The organism is Nocardia violaceofusca NBRC 14427 (genome assembly GCF_963869435.1).
GTDB lineage: Bacteria > Actinomycetota > Actinomycetes > Mycobacteriales > Mycobacteriaceae > Nocardia > Nocardia aobensis.
Map to the genome: position 1 here is coordinate 154,295 of NZ_CAWMPM010000026.1, position 16,027 is coordinate 170,321.

General features: G+C 69.3%; 14 protein-coding genes. 11 read left to right on the forward strand and 3 right to left on the reverse strand.

Going from position 1 to position 16,027, the window contains the following annotated elements:
* Nucleotides 1–168: 168 nt before the first annotated feature.
* Complete coding sequence (locus AC5592_RS22340; RefSeq protein WP_063065361.1) at nucleotides 169–1,134, reverse strand: 5'-3' exonuclease; 966 nt, start codon at nucleotides 1,132–1,134, stop codon at nucleotides 169–171.
* A gap of 103 nt (nucleotides 1,135–1,237) precedes the next feature.
* Between AC5592_RS22340 and AC5592_RS22345 the strand changes: the two genes are divergently transcribed.
* The gene (locus AC5592_RS22345) at nucleotides 1,238–2,365 is read left to right on the forward strand and encodes a M24 family metallopeptidase (RefSeq protein WP_036501715.1); all 1,128 of its coding nucleotides are present in this window, start codon (nucleotides 1,238–1,240) and stop codon (nucleotides 2,363–2,365) included.
* Between the two features lie 191 nt (nucleotides 2,366–2,556).
* Here the strand turns inward: AC5592_RS22345 and AC5592_RS22350 are convergent, their stop codons facing one another.
* Entirely contained in the window at nucleotides 2,557–2,967 is a 411-nt protein-coding gene (locus tag AC5592_RS22350; protein WP_036501711.1) for a TIGR03618 family F420-dependent PPOX class oxidoreductase, read from the reverse strand.
* Between the two features lie 43 nt (nucleotides 2,968–3,010).
* On the opposite strand from AC5592_RS22350, the gene dprE2 reads away from it, so the two are divergent.
* Genes dprE2 through AC5592_RS22370 form a run of 4 tightly spaced genes read left to right on the forward strand, consistent with a single transcriptional unit; the run spans nucleotide 3,011 to nucleotide 5,572 of the window.
* Complete coding sequence (gene dprE2, locus AC5592_RS22355) at nucleotides 3,011–3,766, forward strand: decaprenylphospho-beta-D-erythro-pentofuranosid-2-ulose 2-reductase (RefSeq protein WP_174372297.1); 756 nt, start codon at nucleotides 3,011–3,013, stop codon at nucleotides 3,764–3,766.
* Nucleotides 3,727–3,939, forward strand: a complete 213-nt coding sequence (locus AC5592_RS22360; RefSeq protein WP_157122119.1) for a hypothetical protein — start codon at nucleotides 3,727–3,729, stop codon at nucleotides 3,937–3,939. Before dprE2 ends, AC5592_RS22360 begins: the two co-directional genes overlap by 40 nt.
* 40 nt (nucleotides 3,940–3,979) lie before the next feature.
* Nucleotides 3,980–5,221, forward strand: coding sequence for a bifunctional cobalt-precorrin-7 (C(5))-methyltransferase/cobalt-precorrin-6B (C(15))-methyltransferase (locus AC5592_RS22365; protein WP_063065326.1), 1,242 nt, complete (start codon nucleotides 3,980–3,982; stop codon nucleotides 5,219–5,221).
* Between the two features lie 57 nt (nucleotides 5,222–5,278).
* The gene (locus AC5592_RS22370) at nucleotides 5,279–5,572 is read left to right on the forward strand and encodes a hypothetical protein (RefSeq protein WP_063065327.1); all 294 of its coding nucleotides are present in this window, start codon (nucleotides 5,279–5,281) and stop codon (nucleotides 5,570–5,572) included.
* A gap of 5 nt (nucleotides 5,573–5,577) precedes the next feature.
* Here AC5592_RS22370 and AC5592_RS22375 read toward each other — a convergent pair whose 3' ends face one another.
* Nucleotides 5,578–6,744, reverse strand: a complete 1,167-nt coding sequence (locus AC5592_RS22375; RefSeq protein WP_036501708.1) for a PucR family transcriptional regulator — start codon at nucleotides 6,742–6,744, stop codon at nucleotides 5,578–5,580.
* Between the two features lie 212 nt (nucleotides 6,745–6,956).
* Here AC5592_RS22375 and AC5592_RS22380 point away from each other — a divergent pair, with 212 nt between their 5' ends.
* The 6 genes from AC5592_RS22380 (at nucleotide 6,957) to AC5592_RS22405 (ending at nucleotide 16,019) form a co-directional block, all read left to right on the forward strand.
* The gene (locus AC5592_RS22380; protein ID WP_063065328.1) at nucleotides 6,957–7,802 is read left to right on the forward strand and encodes an alpha/beta fold hydrolase; all 846 of its coding nucleotides are present in this window, start codon (nucleotides 6,957–6,959) and stop codon (nucleotides 7,800–7,802) included.
* 22 nt (nucleotides 7,803–7,824) lie between these two features.
* Complete coding sequence (locus tag AC5592_RS22385; RefSeq protein ID WP_063065329.1) at nucleotides 7,825–8,685, forward strand: VOC family protein; 861 nt, start codon at nucleotides 7,825–7,827, stop codon at nucleotides 8,683–8,685.
* Nucleotides 8,686–8,733: 48 nt separating this feature from the next.
* Complete coding sequence (locus AC5592_RS22390; protein WP_063065330.1) at nucleotides 8,734–10,515, forward strand: FAD-dependent oxidoreductase; 1,782 nt, start codon at nucleotides 8,734–8,736, stop codon at nucleotides 10,513–10,515.
* Nucleotides 10,516–10,582: 67 nt separating this feature from the next.
* Entirely contained in the window at nucleotides 10,583–12,241 is a 1,659-nt protein-coding gene (locus tag AC5592_RS22395; protein ID WP_063065331.1) for an FAD-dependent monooxygenase, read from the forward strand.
* Nucleotides 12,238–14,340, forward strand: coding sequence for an acetate--CoA ligase family protein (locus AC5592_RS22400; protein WP_063065332.1), 2,103 nt, complete (start codon nucleotides 12,238–12,240; stop codon nucleotides 14,338–14,340). The genes AC5592_RS22395 and AC5592_RS22400 overlap by 4 nt, the downstream gene beginning before the upstream one ends.
* Nucleotides 14,337–16,019: a (2,3-dihydroxybenzoyl)adenylate synthase gene (locus AC5592_RS22405; protein WP_063065333.1), complete on the forward strand. Its 1,683-nt coding sequence runs from the start codon at nucleotides 14,337–14,339 to the stop codon at nucleotides 16,017–16,019. Before AC5592_RS22400 ends, AC5592_RS22405 begins: the two co-directional genes overlap by 4 nt.
* The last annotated feature ends 8 nt before the right edge of the window (nucleotides 16,020–16,027 follow it).

A 16,027-nucleotide genomic window follows, 5' to 3' on the forward strand; every position in this document is an offset into this window, starting at 1 on the left:
CTGCGGCCGTGCCCCGTCCTGTCGGCTCCGACTTGGTGGCTATGGGTATGGCCGACCGGATTCGCGACTGTCCGCAGCGCTCGCGTGCCCGGTGGCATTCGAGCGTTTCCGGCCACGCCGAGCACGGGGAGCCATGCCTGCCAGAGCTTTTCGACACGGCGGCGCGCGTCAGGTGTTCGCCGCGAGGGCGGCGGTCAGTCGCTTGACGGGGCTTTCGGCGTTGTAGGCGGTGGCCAGCGCGTGGAGTCGGTCCGGGTCGGCAGGTTCGGCCGGCAGCAGATCCGGGCCGGACAGTTCGACCTCGGCATCGCGGACGACCCGCACCACGGGGGCGGCCGCCTTCAGATAGTCTTCGGCCGCAGCCAGTTTCGCGCGCACACCGCGCGCCAGATCGGAGGCGGGGTCGGCGACGGCGGCCACGAGCGCTTCGAGTGAGCCGTACCGTGAGATCAGCGTGGCGGCGGACTTGTCTCCGATCCCGGCGACGCCGGGCAGGCCGTCGGACGCATCGCCACGCAACGTCGCCATATCGGCGTAGGCGGGGCCCGCATTCTCTTGCGGCACACCGTATTTGGCGGCCACCTCGGCGGGGCCCCAGAGTTCGGCCTTGGCCAGTCCGCGGCCTACATAGAAGACGTGGACCGGGGGAGCGTCGGCGCGCACCACCTGCAGCAGATCGCGATCACCGCTGACCACGATCACCTCGTTGTCGCGTTCGCGGGTGGCGAGGGTGCCGATCACATCGTCGGCCTCCAGCCCGGCCGCACCCGCGGTCGCGATCCCGGCCGCGGCGAGCACCTCGGCGATCATGTCGACCTGCGGGGTGAGCGTGTCGGGCACCTCCTCGGCGCCGGGCTGGGCGTCGGCGGTGGTGTCGAGCCGGTGGGCCTTGTAGGAGGGCACCAGCTCGACGCGGAAAGCCGGACGCCAGTCGAGATCCAGGCACACCACCAGGCGGCCCGGATTGTGGCGGGTGATCAGCGCGGCGACCATATCGGTGAAGCCGCGCAGTGCGTTCACCGGGCGGCCGTCGGGCGCGGTGATCTTCTCCGGGATGGCGTAGAACGCCCGGAACCACAGGCTCGCGCCGTCGAGCAGCAACAGTGGCCGGTCACTCGCACTGGAGGTGAGCATGGCGCAGACGCTACCGGGCCGCACCGACAATCCGGCCACGACCCGGTCGCGAACGTCGTGATCGTCCGGACCGTGTCCGGAGTGACGGGTAACGTCGTATCGCATGAGCGCGCATACGGAGTCACGATTCGGTGCCGAGATCTACGGCAAGCGGCTGGAGCGGGCGGCGGAGCTGACCCGCGCGGCGCATCTGGACGCGCTGCTGATCACGCCCGGGCCGGATCTGCGATATCTGCTGGGGTCGGCCGCGCAATCCTTCGAGCGGCTCACCTGCCTGGTCGTCCCGGCCAGCGGCGAAACCCCGTCGGTGGTGGTGCCGAAACTGGAGTTGGCCGCGCTGGACGGCTCGGCCGCCGGTGAGCTCGGATTGCACATGGTGTCGTGGGTGGACGGTGTGGACCCGTACGGGGTCGTGAAATCGACGCTGAACGCGGGCGCTCGGGTCGCGGTCGACGATGCCATGCCCGCCCTGCATCTGCTCCCGATCGCGGACGCGCTGACGGCCCTGCCGGTATCGGCGACCCCGATCATCCGGGAGTTGCGGATGATCAAGGATGCCGCCGAGATCGACGCATTGCGCCGCGCGGGTGCCGCCATCGATCGGGTGCATGCCCGGATGGGTGAGTGGTTGCAGCCGGGCCGCACCGAGGCCGAGGTCGCCGCCGACATCACCGCCGCGATCGTGGCGGAGGGGCACGACCGGGCCGATTTCGTGATCGTCGGCAGTGGACCCAACGGCGCCAACCCGCACCACAGCCATTCCGACCGGGTCATCGAAGCCGGTGATGTGGTGGTCATCGATATCGGCGGTCCCGTCGAACCCGGATATTTCTCCGATTCCACCCGCACGTACGTGCTGGGCGAGCCCGATCCGGAGATCGCCGAACGCTACGCCGCCCTCGAACGCGCGCAGGCCGCCGCGGTGGCCGCCGTGCGCCCGGGTGTCACCGCCGAATCGGTCGACGCCGCGGCTCGAAACCTGTTGTCCGAGGAGGGTTTCGGCGAGGCGTTCATTCACCGCACCGGCCACGGCATCGGGCTGTCGGTGCACGAGGAGCCCTACATCGTGGCGGGCAACGAGACCGTGCTGCGGCCGGGGATGGCGTTCAGCATCGAGCCGGGCATCTACTTCGGCGGTGAATGGGGCGCCCGCATCGAGGACATCGTGGTCGTCACGGAGGATGGCGGCGAGTCGGTGAATCGACGTCCGCACGGCTTGACGGTGCTGTAAGGCCTCGCGCGCGCCCGACGTTTCGGTGAAGCGACAGGTGTCGGGTGAAGGTCCTTCCACCCGGGCATCGTGAAGTGTTCGAGGCAGCTATCGGAGGATGTCGCCCGGAACGGGAGCGAAGCGTCCGGTCGGCCGACAACGGTGGCCGTACGGTTCGGCCCCGGTCGCTCCGCTCGGCCGCGGCGTATCGCTCAGCCGCGCAGGGTACTGCTCGACAACACGCGCGCGACACGGACCGCGATCACCACCCGCTGCGGGTTCTCGCGCGGGGTGCGGTAGCGCTCGGCGTAGCGTGCCTCGGCCTCGGCGACCCGGTCGCGGTCGGTCCAGACCTCGGCCGGACCTTCCAGGGTGAGCCAGCGCGGGCCGTCGACCTGACTCAGCGCGGCGTATCCGCGCCGGTCCGCATTGCGGGCCTTGGTGGTGGGGCCGCCGGTGATCACCCGTGCGATACCGGCGTCGGGATCCCAGGTGAAGCCGACCGCGACGACGTGCGGTGTACCGTCCGCGCGCAGGGTGGTCAGCGTGGCCAGATGCCGTTCGGTCACGAATTCCAGCGCGCTGGGGGACAGGTCGATGCGCGCGGCCGCGGTACTCGTCATGGCTGCGACGCTAGCAACCGGCGCCGATGGCAGACTATGCGCCATGGGTGTGCGTGAGGTCGACGACGGGGTGATCGTGCTGTTCGGCGGGCGCAGCGAGATGGGACTCGAGGTCGTCCGCCGGATCTGCGCGGACCGCGAGATCGTGCTCGCCGCACGTCGCAGCGATCGGCTGGGGGAGGAGACCGCCATGCTGCGCGCGGCGGGCGCCCGCGCGGTCCATGCGGTGGAGTTCGACGCCGACGACCTGTCCGGTCATCAGCCGCTGCTGGAGAAACTGGCCGCCGACCACGGCCGGATCGGGGTCGCGATCCTGGCCTTCGGAATCCTGGGCGATCAGGCCCGCGCCGAACAGGATCCGGCCGCGGCGGTCGCGGTACTGCACACCGACTTCGTCGCACAGGTGAGCCTGTTGACCGTGCTGGCGAATCTGCTGCGCGCCCAGGGCAGCGGCCAGTTGGTGGTGTTCAGTTCGATCGCGGGGGCGCGGGTGCGGCGTGCCAACTACGTTTACGGCTCGAGCAAGGCGGGACTGGACGGATTCGCCTCCGGGCTGTCGGATGCCTTGCACGGCAGCGGAGTCCATGTGCTGCTGGTGCGTCCCGGTTTCGTCATCGGCCGGATGACCGAGGGGATGAGCCCGGCGCCGTTGTCGAGTACGCCCGATCAGGTGGCGGCAGCCGCGGTCGCCGCCCTACGCCGGCGCGCCACCAGCGTGTGGGTCCCGCGATCGTTGGGACCCGCCGCTGCCGTGGCCCGATGGGTACCACGGGCCGTCTGGCGCCGGATGCCGCGGTGATGCGCGTGCCCACACCGCGTGCGCGCCAGAGCCGCTGCGCCGGAAGCCCGGCAGTGCCGCTGTCCGCCCGCACGGCTGGGACGCTGCCCAGCGGCGCGGGTGGAGCGCTGCTGGGGGCGCGGCTGAAGCGTCGTCCATCAGCGCGGCAGCGTCGTGACGGCGGCGGCTGGTGACGGTATGACAGGCGAAAAACCCGCCCTCGCAACCGGCGACATGCGGGACACGCCGGAGAACGATCGCGTGATAGCGGTCGTGGGCATCGGTGCCGACGGCTGGCCGGGGTTGAGCCCGCGCGTGCGGGCCGAGATCACCTCGGCCGAGGTACTTTTCGGATCGCGCCGCCAGCTGGATCTGGTTCCCGTCGACGCGAGCGCCGCGGATCGCCGGGCCTGGCCGACCCCGTTGCTGCCCGCGCTGCCGGAATTGCTTGCCGCGAATCGGGATTCGCGTATCTGCGTTCTGGCCAGCGGCGATCCGATGTTCTACGGCATCGGCGTCACGCTGGCGAAACTGCTCGGGCCGCAGGCTATCCGGGTCTACCCGCAGCCGTCGTCGGCCACGCTGGCCTGTGCCCGACTGGGCTGGGCCAGTGCGCACACCCCGGTGGTGAGCGTCGTCGGCCGCCCCCTCGAAACGGTTCTGCCCGAACTCGCCGACGGCCGGCGGCTCCTGGTGCTCAGTGCCGACGAGCACTCTCCGGCGCGGGTCGCGGAACTGTTGCGGCGCAACGGGTTCGGCGAATCACGGCTGACCGTGCTGGAACAGCTCGGTGGTCCCGGCGAACGGATCGTCGCCGCGACGGCGACGCAGTGGTCACGGTCTCCGGGCGATCCACTGAACATCGTCGCCGTCGAGGCGGTCCGTGAGCCGGGCGCGCCCCGGCTCACCCGGATGCCGGGTCTGCCCGACGCCTCCTACGGCGGCGACGGACAGCTGACCAAGGCGGAGGTCCGCACCCTGTCGGTCGCGGCCCTCGCCCCGGCGCCCGGCGAACTGCTGTGGGATGTCGGCGGCGGATCGGGCACCATCGCGATCGAGTGGTGCCGCACCCATTCCGACTGTCGCGCAATCACCTTCGAGCGCAGTGCGGCCCGCCGTGAACAGATCGCCGCCAACGCCGCGGCACTCGGGGTGCCCGCGATCGTCGTGCGCGGCGAGGCGCCCGCCGATCTGCCCGCGCCCGGCGATCCGGCGCCCGACGCGGTCTTTCTCGGCGGCGGCCTCACCCATGCCGGTCTGTTCGCGACATGCTGGGATCGGCTGCGGCCGGGCGGACGACTCGTCGCCAACGCCGTCACCGCCGAATCGGAGGCGCTGCTGCTGCGCTGGGCCGCGGAACATGGCGGCGAACTGCGGAAATTCCAGATCTACCGGGGCGAGCCGCTCGGCGGATTCACCGCCTGGCGCCCGCATCTGCCGGTGGCGCAGTGGATTGCGGCGAAGCCGGCCGAGTAGTCCGCCTCCGCCTTTCTTGCCACAGCGCAGCGAAGGATCATCGGTACGCTCGTGGGCATGGGCGGGGACTTGCTTCTCGTGATCGCCACGGTCGGCCCGCCGGCACTGTTCGGATGGGCGGCTGTTCGGGCGAAGCATCGCGGCCTCGGAGGGCCGTTCGTCTTGCCGTTTCAGGAAATGTTCGATCCCGGCGCGGCACGAGCGCAAATCGTCGTCGAGGAGAGCGCGGAACTGCCGGATCCTTCGGACTCCGGCGATCCGGACGACGACGATGCGCCGAACACTTTGGTGTACAACGGTTCTGGGCGTCCGAGCTTCGGTTCGTCCTCCATCGACTGCCGGGGACGCTGATCGGATCACGGCTGTGGCCACAGTCCGGCGAGGCGGGCGACGCGCAGTCCGGCATGCAGGTCCAGGCGGGTGGCGCCGTCGGAGATATCGCATCCGGTCACCTCGCGGATACGGTCGAGGCGGTGGTACAGCGTGCTGCGGTGAATGTTCAGCCGGCGCGCGGTGCCCTGGATTTCGCCGCCGCTGTCGAGATATCCCTCCAGCGTCGCGGCGAGCTCCGAAGCCTGGGCGGCCGCCAGCAGGCGTTGCACTCCCGGTGGAAACTGGCTCGCCGTCATCCGGTCGAGCGGAAGTTGCAGCAGCAGCCGATCGATTCCGAGATCCTCCCAGAACACCTTGCGGCCGTAGCGCTTCGGGTCGGCATCGGCGGCGCGGCATGCGATCTGCGCCTCGTGGTAGGAGGTCACGGCGTCGGCGAGCTCGTCCTGCACGCTGCCCACTCCCGCCCGCACCCGTTCCAGTCCGGGGCGGTCGAGCACCCGGTCGAGCCGGTCGCGGTTGACCCGGCGCGGGAACAGGACGACGCCGTCGTCACCGAGTACCGCGCCGACGACTTTGACGGTGGTGGCGCGGCCGATGAAGTCCAGCGTCGCATCGACGGCCAGACGGGTGACCGACTGCGGAAGATGCGCCGGCGCGCGGTGCACGAGGACCGTGTAGTGCTCGACGTCCTCGATCAGTCCCTCGCGAACCAGCGTCGCGGCGGCGTGGCGGCGTTCCCGCTGCGAACCGTGCAGCAGATCGGACAACAGATATTTCGAATGCTCCACGCCGTGGCGCAGATCCGACATGTGCAGGGCGAGCAGCATGGCGATGTCGGGCAGGGCCGGTTCGAGCACGTCCATATCGGCGGCGATCGTCTGCGGTCCCGGCCGGTCGTCGAGGTAGAACAGATAGCCGAGCAGTCGTTTGTCGTGGCGCAGCGCCAGCACGACCGCTTCGCCGGAATCGCCGGCGGGGATTCGCACCGGGCGTGCGGCCGCACGCAGGTCGTGGGTGCGAATCACGTCCTCGGTCACCGGATTCCAGCCGGCTAGCAACTGAGCCAATCGCGCGCGTCGAACGTCGTTGTCGTGAATGCTGTACGCCGCGATCCGCAGATCCAGATCCAGCACCACCAACGGAGTGTTCAGCCGGTCGGCGGCATCCTGGACCGTGTCGTCAAGGCTCACCGGAGCTTCTCCTCTCGTCCGACAAATCGTCGCGTCCGCGCCTGAAACGAGCGACAGATCGTCCGATGCGCTGCCGTGGTGTGCCCGGATACGGTGAGACCGGGCTCACACACGATAACGATATCCCGAATTCCGAAGCAGCCGACACCGCATTCGACAGCGCGTATTCGAGGCCGCGCGGAACTGCCGTGCGAGAAAGAAAAGCGAGACCAGTGACCGAAATTCACGAACGTACCGTAACGACGAACGGATACTCCACCTTTCTGCTGGAGAGCGGCGCGGAGAATCCGGAAACGGTGATTCTGTTGCACGGCGGCGGTCCCGGCGCCAATGCGTCGTCGAACTGGCGCGGGTTCATGCCGCTGCTTCCGGAGCATCGCGTGCTGGCGCCGGATCTGGTCGGATACGGTCGCACCGATCATCCCGACGAAGGCCCGGCCGCCCTGCTGGGCTGGTTGCGCATGCGCGTCGAGCAGGTCCTCGCGCTCATGGACGCCCTCGGTATCGCACGGGCGCATCTGGTCGGCAACTCCATGGGCGGCGCCCTGGCCATGCACCTGTTGATGGCCGAACCCGAACGCTTCGAACGGGTTTCGCTCATGGGCAGTGCCGGTGGCGAGGCACATCCGACGCCCGAGGTGATGCGGATGGTCACTTTCTACAAGGACCCGTCGATCAGCGCGCTGGAGAACCTCACCACGTGGTTCGTCTACGACGAAGACCTGCTGGACCGATCGGTGTCGTCGATCGTGGCCGAGCGTCATCGCGAGATCATGCGCCCCGAGGTGCGCAGGTCCTACACGCGTTTCTTCTCGCCGACCTCGACGCCGGCCGAGGCCGCGGTGCCGCCGTCGGCGCTGCGCCGGATGCCGCACCCGTTTCTGGTCGTGCACGGCCGCGAGGACCGATTCGTAGCTCCGGAATCCAGCGTCTATTTGCAGCAGCACTTGCCGAACGCGCAATTGCACATCTTCGAGAAGTGCGGCCACTGGGTGCAGATCGAAAAGGCGCAGGGATATGCCGTATTGCTGCGTGCCTTCTTGTCCGGCGCATTGTGATCGCCGCGGAAAGGAATAGAACATGAATATCGAACAGCTCGGCTATCTGGGGCTCTCGGCGCGTCACCCCGAGGCGTTCGTCACTTATGCCACCGACATTCTCGGCATGCAGCGGGTGGCGGGCGAGGACGGCACCACGCATTTCCGCATCGACGACCGCCACCACCGGGTCACGGTCGAGACCGGCGAACGTGACGGCGGCGCGTACTACGGCTGGGAGCTGGCAGACGGCGCCGCGTTGGCCGCCGCGGCCGACGAACTCTCCGATCGTGGCGTCCTGGTCTCGGTGGCCACGGCTCGCGAGCTGGAGATTCGGCGGGTCGCCGCCATGGTGCACTTCCTCGACCCGGCGGGCAACCGCGTGGAGCTCTACCACGGCGCCGCCGCCGGCGAGGGGCAGTTCACCTCCGCCCGGGACGTCGAGCAGTTCGTCACCGGCGACCTGGGCCTCGGTCACGTCGTGCTGGCAGGTCCCGACGTCGCCGCGCTGCAGGACTTCTACACCGACATCCTCGGATTCAAGATCAGCGACACCATGCGCACTCCGTTCCGGGCGAGCTTCCTGCACACCAATCCCCGCCATCACAGCATCGCCTTCGTCGACGGCCCGTTCTTCGGCATCGACGAGCCCTTCCTGCATCACTTCATGCTCGAGGTGCCCGATATGGACCAGGTCGGCCGCACCTACGACCTGGTGCTGGACCGCGATGTGCCGGTCACGATGTCGCTGGGGCGCCACACCAACGACAAGGTCTTCTCGTTCTACGCGCAGTCACCGGTCGGAGTGAACACCGAATTCGGCTTCGGTGGCGTCCTGATCGACGACGAGACCTGGGAGCCGACCGAGATCCCGGGCCCGGACCTGTGGGGGCACCGGCACTGACAACGACGCGGTACGACGAGTCACCGATTCCCTGAGGAGCCAAGCACCATGAATACCCACAACGTCGTGGACACCGAAGTTCTCGTGGTCGGCGCCGGACCGGCCGGCGCGGCCGCGGCCGCGTTGCTGTCCACGTACGGCATCGCCAACATCATGATCAACAAGCATGGGGGAGTGTCGAATTCACCCCGGGCGCACATCACCAACCAGCGTTGCGTCGAGGTGTTTCGCGACCTCGGTCTGGAGGCGGAAGTTCAGCGGCAGGCCACCCCGCAGCGTCTGATGGGCGAGCACGTGTACGCGACGAGCCTGGCCGGGCCGGAACTGGGGCGACTGCGGACCTGGTACACCCACCCGCATTTTCAGGCCGAGCACGATCTGGCCAGCCCCACATCGGTGTGCGACCTGCCGCAGCATCTGCTCGAGCCGATTCTGGTGAACGCCGCCACAGCTCGCGGTTCGTCGGTGCGCTGCCATACCGAGTTGCTCGGTCTCGTTCAGGACGAGGACGGAGTGAGCGCGCGCGTCCGGGACCGGATCAACGGCACCGAATACGAGATTCGCAGCAAGTACCTGATCGGCGCGGACGGCGGCAATTCCCTTGTGGCGCAACAGATCGGCCTGCCCCTGGTCGGGAAGATGGGAGCCGGGGGTTCGATCAATGTGGTCTTCGAGGCCGACCTCACCCATCTCGTCGAGCACCGCCCCGGCGACATGTACTGGTTCGTGCAGCCCGGTGTGGGCCACGGCGGCAACGGCGTCGGGGTGCTGCGGATGGTGCGGCCCTGGAACAAGTGGATCGGTGTGTGGGGCTACGACGTCGACGGTCCGGCCCCGGATCTGTCCGAGGCCGAGGGCGTCCGGATCGCGCACCAGCTCATCGGTGACGACAGCATCTCGGTGCGGGTCGAGTCCATGTCGACGTGGGCGGTCAACGACGTCTACGCCGAGGACACCATGCGCGGGCGGGTCTTCTGTGTCGGCGATGCCGTGCACCGGCATTCGCCGATGAACGGTCTCGGCTCCAATACCTCGATCCAGGACAGTTACAACCTGTGCTGGAAGCTGGCGATGGTAGTGCGCGGGCAGGCCGGCCCGTCCCTGCTCGAGACCTATCGGGACGAGCGGCAACCGGTCGCCGAGCAGATCGTGCGGCGTGCCAAGCGCAGTGAGGGACTGATGCCGCCGCTGTTCATGGCGCTGGATCTGCCGCCGGCCCCGGATCCGGAGACGATGAGCCGCGCGCTGGCCGCGCTGCGAGCTCCCACCCCCGAGGCCCGGGCCAAACGGCAGGCGTTCGATGCCGCCCTGCAGGGCACGATCATGTGCTTCAACACCCACGGCGTGGAGACCAACCAGAACTACACGTCGAGCGCGATCGTGCCGGACGGTTCACCGGAGGTGCCGGCACCGCGTGACGAGGAGGTCTACTACTACGCGACGACCCGTCCCGGCCGGCATCTGCCGCATGCGTGGGTGACCCGGAATCAGAAGCGGGTCTCGACCTTCGACCTCTGTGGCAAGGGGCAATTCACGCTGATCACCGGCGTGGGCGGGGCGGCGTGGCAGGAGGCGGCCGAGGCTGTCGGCGCGCGCTTCGACGTGCCGATCCGGGTGCGGACCGTCGGCCGGGGTTGTGACTTCGAGGACAGCTACGGCGATTATCGCCGCCTCTCGGAGGTCGACGACGACGGGGCGCTGCTGGTGCGCCCCGACCACATCGTCGCGTGGCGGGCGGCGACGCTGCCCGCGGATCCGGAAAACGCACTGTCGGACGTGCTCACGGCGATCCTCGGTCGCCGCGCGCCCGTCACGGCCGCCGTCGAATGAGCACCGCCGAAACCGATCGCCGACCGCGCACCCGCAGCGATTCGTACCCAGTCGAGACAGGAAACCGATGGCCCTGACAGACAATCCCTACGCACCGCCGCCGCCACTGCGGCGCGTGGCGTGCATCGGCGGCGGCCCCGGCGGTCTGTTCGCCGCGATCGCGCTCGCGCACTCCGTGCCGGGCGTCGAGATCGACGTCTACGAACGCAACGCCGAATCCGACGTCTTCGGTTTCGGCGTGGTGTTCTCCGACGCGACGGCCGACAACATCGACGCCGTCGACCCGGTACTGCGCAATGCGCTGCGCACCGACGGCCGCCACTGGGACACCATCGAGGTGCATCTGAAGGGCGCCACCATCGCGGCGGGGGGCAACGGAATGTCGGCCATCCATCGCCGTGTGCTGCTGGACGCGTTGCGGCGACGAGCCACCGAATTGGGCGCGCGGCTGCACTTCTCCGTTCAGGCCGACGTGGCGGAGCTGGATGCCCGCGGTTACGACTTGATCGTCGCCGCCGACGGCGCCAATTCGACGGTGCGCGACCAGTTTTCGAGCGAGCTCGGCCATCGCGTCGATCAGGCGGCGGTCAAGTTCATCTGGTTCGGCACCACGTATCGGTTCCGGGGACTCACCTTTCTGCACGCACGGTCCGAGCACGGCAACTTCGCCGTTCACGGCTATCCGATCGGCTCGGGGCTGAGCACCTTCATCGTCGAGGCCGATGAGGACACCTGGCGGCGAGCGGGTCTCGACGGTTTCGACACGACCGCACCACCGGGCGAGTCGGACGAGGTGACGCAGCGCTATCTCGAGCGGTTGTTCGCCGACCGGATCGACGGACATCCGCTGGTGGCCAACAACTCTCGCTGGGCCAACTTCCGCACCCGCCGTACCGAGAACTGGTATTGCCGCACCGAGTCGGGCACGCCGGTGGTCCTGATCGGGGATGCGGTGCACACCGCGCATTTCTCGGTGGGGTCGGGCACCAAGATGGCGATGGAAGATGCCGCCGTGCTGGCGCGGACGGTCGCCGAGCATCCGGCCGATCTGGACGAAGCGCTGCGGCGCTTCCAGGAGATCCGCCGGCCGCAGGTGGCGAAGATTCAGGATGCCTCGTTGCCCAGTCTGGCGTGGTGGGACCACTTCGGTGAGTATTACGGGGCGTTCGAGCCGTGGCAGTTCGGTTTCCACTTCTTCACCCGCGCGATTTCGGCGGAGAAGGTCCGTATCCGCGACGATGCCTTCGTGGCGAGCGCCGAACACGCGTGGCAGGCGAAATACGCTGCGGCGCCGCTGGATACGCCGTTGCGGATCGGTGCGGACACACTGCGTTCGCGGTTGTTGGTCCTGACGCGGCACTCGGGCGATCGGGTCGTCGTCGGCGACGGCGCCACCACGGTCGACGCGCATGCGTCCGAGGGGCCCGTTCGCCTGTTCACCGCACCGGTCGACGGGACGACCTCGCTGCCGTCCTCCAGCCGCGACGATCTCGACACAGTCATCGCGACACGACCGAAAGCCGTTGTCGTACAGGGTGGTACGCCGCTGTCGCGGGCATTGTGCGCCGAACACGTCCGATTGCGGCACGGCATTCCGGTGATTGTGATCGACACACCGGCCGCCGTGCGCGTGCGCCGCGCCGCCGATGAGCGCGACTGCGCGGCGACGCTGGTGCTGTCGGGGCGCGCGGATGCGGTGGCGTTCGAGACCCGGGAGGCGCGATGACCTCCACCCGAACGACCGCCCCACGTTCCGGCCTCGACCGGTTGTTGCGGCCGGAGTCGGTCGCCGTCGTCGGCGCCTCCGAGGCGCCGGGCAAACTCGGCTCGGTCATGCTCGCGGCGGTCGGCCGCGACGATGCGACCGCCACGTACGGTGTCAACCCCCGCGCCGAGCGAGCGGGATTGCATCGCAGCCTGGGTTCGGTCGTCGAATCCCACGGCGGACCGGTGGATCTCGCGGTGCTGTGCGTCCCGGCGTCGGCCACCCCGCGGGCGCTGCGCGACGCCGCGGACTGTGGTGTCGGCGCCGCCGTGATCTGCTCCGGCGGATTCGCCGAAGCGGGTGCCGAAGGTGTCGCGCTGCAAGCGCAGGTGGCCGATATCGTCGCCGGTACCGGCATCCGCGTCCTGGGACCGAATACGTCCGGATTCTTCCGGCCCGGCGGGGTGACGGTGAGTTTCGTCCCGACGGTGCGGCATCTGACCCCGGGCTCGGTCGCGGTCGTTGCCGCCAGTGGCGGAATGAATCACGCGCTGTCGTTTCTGCTGTCCGAACACGGTGTCGGCGTGGGACTCGGTGTGGGACTGGGCAACAGCGTCGACGTGACCGCCACCGACGTGCTCGGCCATCTGAGCGCGGATCCGTCGATCACCGCGGTGGCCCTGCACGTCGAGGCGGTGGCGGACGGCGAAGCGCTGTTGTCGGCGGTACGCGCGGTCACCGCGGTCAAGCCCGTCGTGGCGCTGGTCGTCGGCCGCAGCAACGTCTCCGCGTTCGCCGCCTCGCACACCGGCGCGCTCGCCACCTCCTGGCACACCACCCGATCGCTGCTGGCCGAAGCGGGTGCGGTGGTGGTGGATTCGGAGACGGAACTGGTCGAGGCCGTCGCGGTACTGAGCCGAACTCGACTGCCGGCGACCCCTTCGGCCGGAGTCGGGGTGGTGACCGCCCAAGCCGGTCCCGGCCTGGTGATCCTGGATCATCTACTGGCACACCAGGTTCGGGTGCCGCGCCTGATGCCCGGCACTCAGCGCGAACTCGCTCGTGTGCTGCCGCCGATGACCTATCAGGCGAACCCGGTCGACACCGGCCGGCCCGGTCCGGCCTTCGACGTCGTGCTGTCGGCCACCGCCGCCGATCCCGGCATCGACGCGCTGGCGGTCTACGCGCTGGCGGAGCCGGATGCGGTCGATCTCGCCGACGCCGTCCATCGCGCGGGCGTACACGAGCACCTGCCTGTCGTGCTCGCCCTCGGCGGCCCGCGCGCGGCCCGCGCCGACACCACGGCTCGTGCCGGTGAACTCGGTGTCCCCGTACTCGCCGGCCCGACCGCCCTCGGTATCGGCCTGCGCGCCCTGGCCGCGGATGCCCGCAGTCGCTGGTTGCGCTCGGAGACCGCAGCCGAGCGTCCGATCCTCCCGCCAGCGTTGCCGCCGGTGCCCGCGATGTCGCTGCCCGCCGACGAGGCCGCGGCCAAGGATCTACTGGACGTCCTCGGTATCGCGACGCCTCGACGGCGCGTGTGCACCGACCGCGCCGCTGCCCACGACGCCCTGACGGAACTGCCGCACCCGGTCGCGGTGAAAATCCTCGACGCCACGGTGCTGCACAAAACCGATATCGGCGGTGTCCACCTGAATATCGGCAGCGCGGCGGAGCTGGACACCGCCCTCGACGCGCTCGACGCCATCGGTGCTCCGGCCTATCTGGTGGAGTCGATGGCCGACGCCGGAGTGGACCTGTTCCTGGGTGTGCGCCGTGACCCGGTGTTCGGTCCGATCGTGGTCGCCGGCCTCGGCGGCATCGCTGCCGAGGCGATCGGTGATGTCACCATCCGCAGCGGCGCGGTCACTGTCGCGGGCGCCGCGGCGATGCTCGACGACCTGCGATGCGCCCCACTGCTGTTCGGCGGGCGCGGGGGACCGGTGCTGGACCGTGACGAATTCGCCCGGGCGGCAGTGCGTCTCGTTCGCTATCTCACCGAACACCCCGCCATCGACGAGATCGAGATCAATCCGCTGCGCTCGACTGCCGCCGGACTGATCGCCTTGGACGCGGTCGTGCCGGCCGCGCCGCATCGGCTGGAAGGAGAGCTGCCGTGACCATCCGCAGACAGGCCGCGATCGACGGTGTCGTGCCATGGCCCGACGACATCGCCGCCGAGTACCGCACGGCGGGCTACTGGCAGGGCCGATCCCTCGGCTCTTACATCGAGGCCCAGGTGGCGCGGCGTCCCGACCGGGTGGCCGTGGTCGACGGCGCCACCCGCCTGACCTATCGCCGGCTGTGGGAGCGCGCGGCCTCCTGCGCGCGGGCGCTGCTGGACCTCGGCCTCGCTCCCGGCGATCGAATCCTGGTGCAACTACCCAATTGCTGGGAGTTCGTGGCCCTCACCCTGGGCTGCCTCCGTGTCGGCATCGTGCCGGTGATGGCGCTGCCCGCACATCGCCGCCACGAGCTCACCCACCTCGCCGCGGCGGCCGAGGCCGTCGCTCTCGTGGTGGCCGACACCGATCGCGGCACCGACCTGCGCCACGTCGCGCAGCAGGTGGCCGCCGAGGTGCCGAGTGTGCGGGCCGTCCTCGTGCACGGCGAATCCTCCGCCGAGCCCGGCCGAGCGGCACCGGAATACCGGCTGGCCGACGCCCTGACCACCACCGTCGCCTTCGACGAGGCCGAGTACGCGCCGCAGGGCTCGGATGTCGCGTTGATGCTGCTGTCCGGCGGGACCACGGGCCTGCCCAAGCTCATCGTCCGCACGCACGACGACTACGCCTACAACGTGCTGTGCTGCAACGAAGTGAGTGAATTCGATTCCGCCACAGTGTATTTGGGAACACTGCCGAGCAGTCACAACTTTCCGCTGGCCTGTCCGGGCATTCTGGGTGCGCTCTTCGCCGGCGGTCGCGCGGTGATGCTGCCCTCGCCTTCGCCGCAGCGGGCGCTGCGCACCATCGATGCCGAGGGTGTCACGGTCGCGGCGGCCGTTCCCGCGGTCGCGCAGGTCTGGATCGAGCACCAGCGCGAGCACGCCACGATGCGCGGCACCACCCTGCGAGTGCTCCAGGTCGGCGGCTCGCGGATGCCGGACGAACTGGCAGCGCGCGTCGAACCGGTGCTGGGCGCGCGGTTGCAGCAGGTGTTCGGCATGGCCGAGGGCCTGATCAACATGACGCGCATCGATGACGACGCCGACGTCGTCGTGAGCACCCAGGGGCGTCCGGTCAGTGCGGCGGACGAAATTCTCGTCGTCGACGAGGACGGCAACCCGTTGCCCGACGGCACTCCGGGCGCGCTGCTCACCCGTGGACCGTACACGCCCCGTGGTTATTTCCGTGCGCCCGAGCACAATTCGCGCGCGTTCACTCCGGACGGCTGGTACGCCAGCGGTGATATCGTCATCCGCCGCCCGGACGGCAACCTCGTCGTCGCCGGCCGGGACAAGGACATGATCAACCGCGGCGGCGAGAAGATCTCCGCCGAAGAGGTCGAAAACTTCGCCTACCAGCTCGACGGCGTCGAAATGGCCGCCGCGGTAGCCATGCCCGATCCGGCTCTCGGCGAACGCCTGTGCCTGTATCTGATGTTGCGGCCCGGCTGTGTGGTGGAGCCCGCGGACATCGAGGCGGTGATGGAGGCGGCGGGTGCGGCTCGGTTCAAGATTCCGGAACGCATCGAATCGGTCGCCGCGATGCCGTTGACGAAGGTCGGCAAGATCGACAAGAAGGCGCTGCGCGACGACATCCGGGCTCGCCTGGCACGCACCGCCGAGTCCGCCTGATCCTTCGG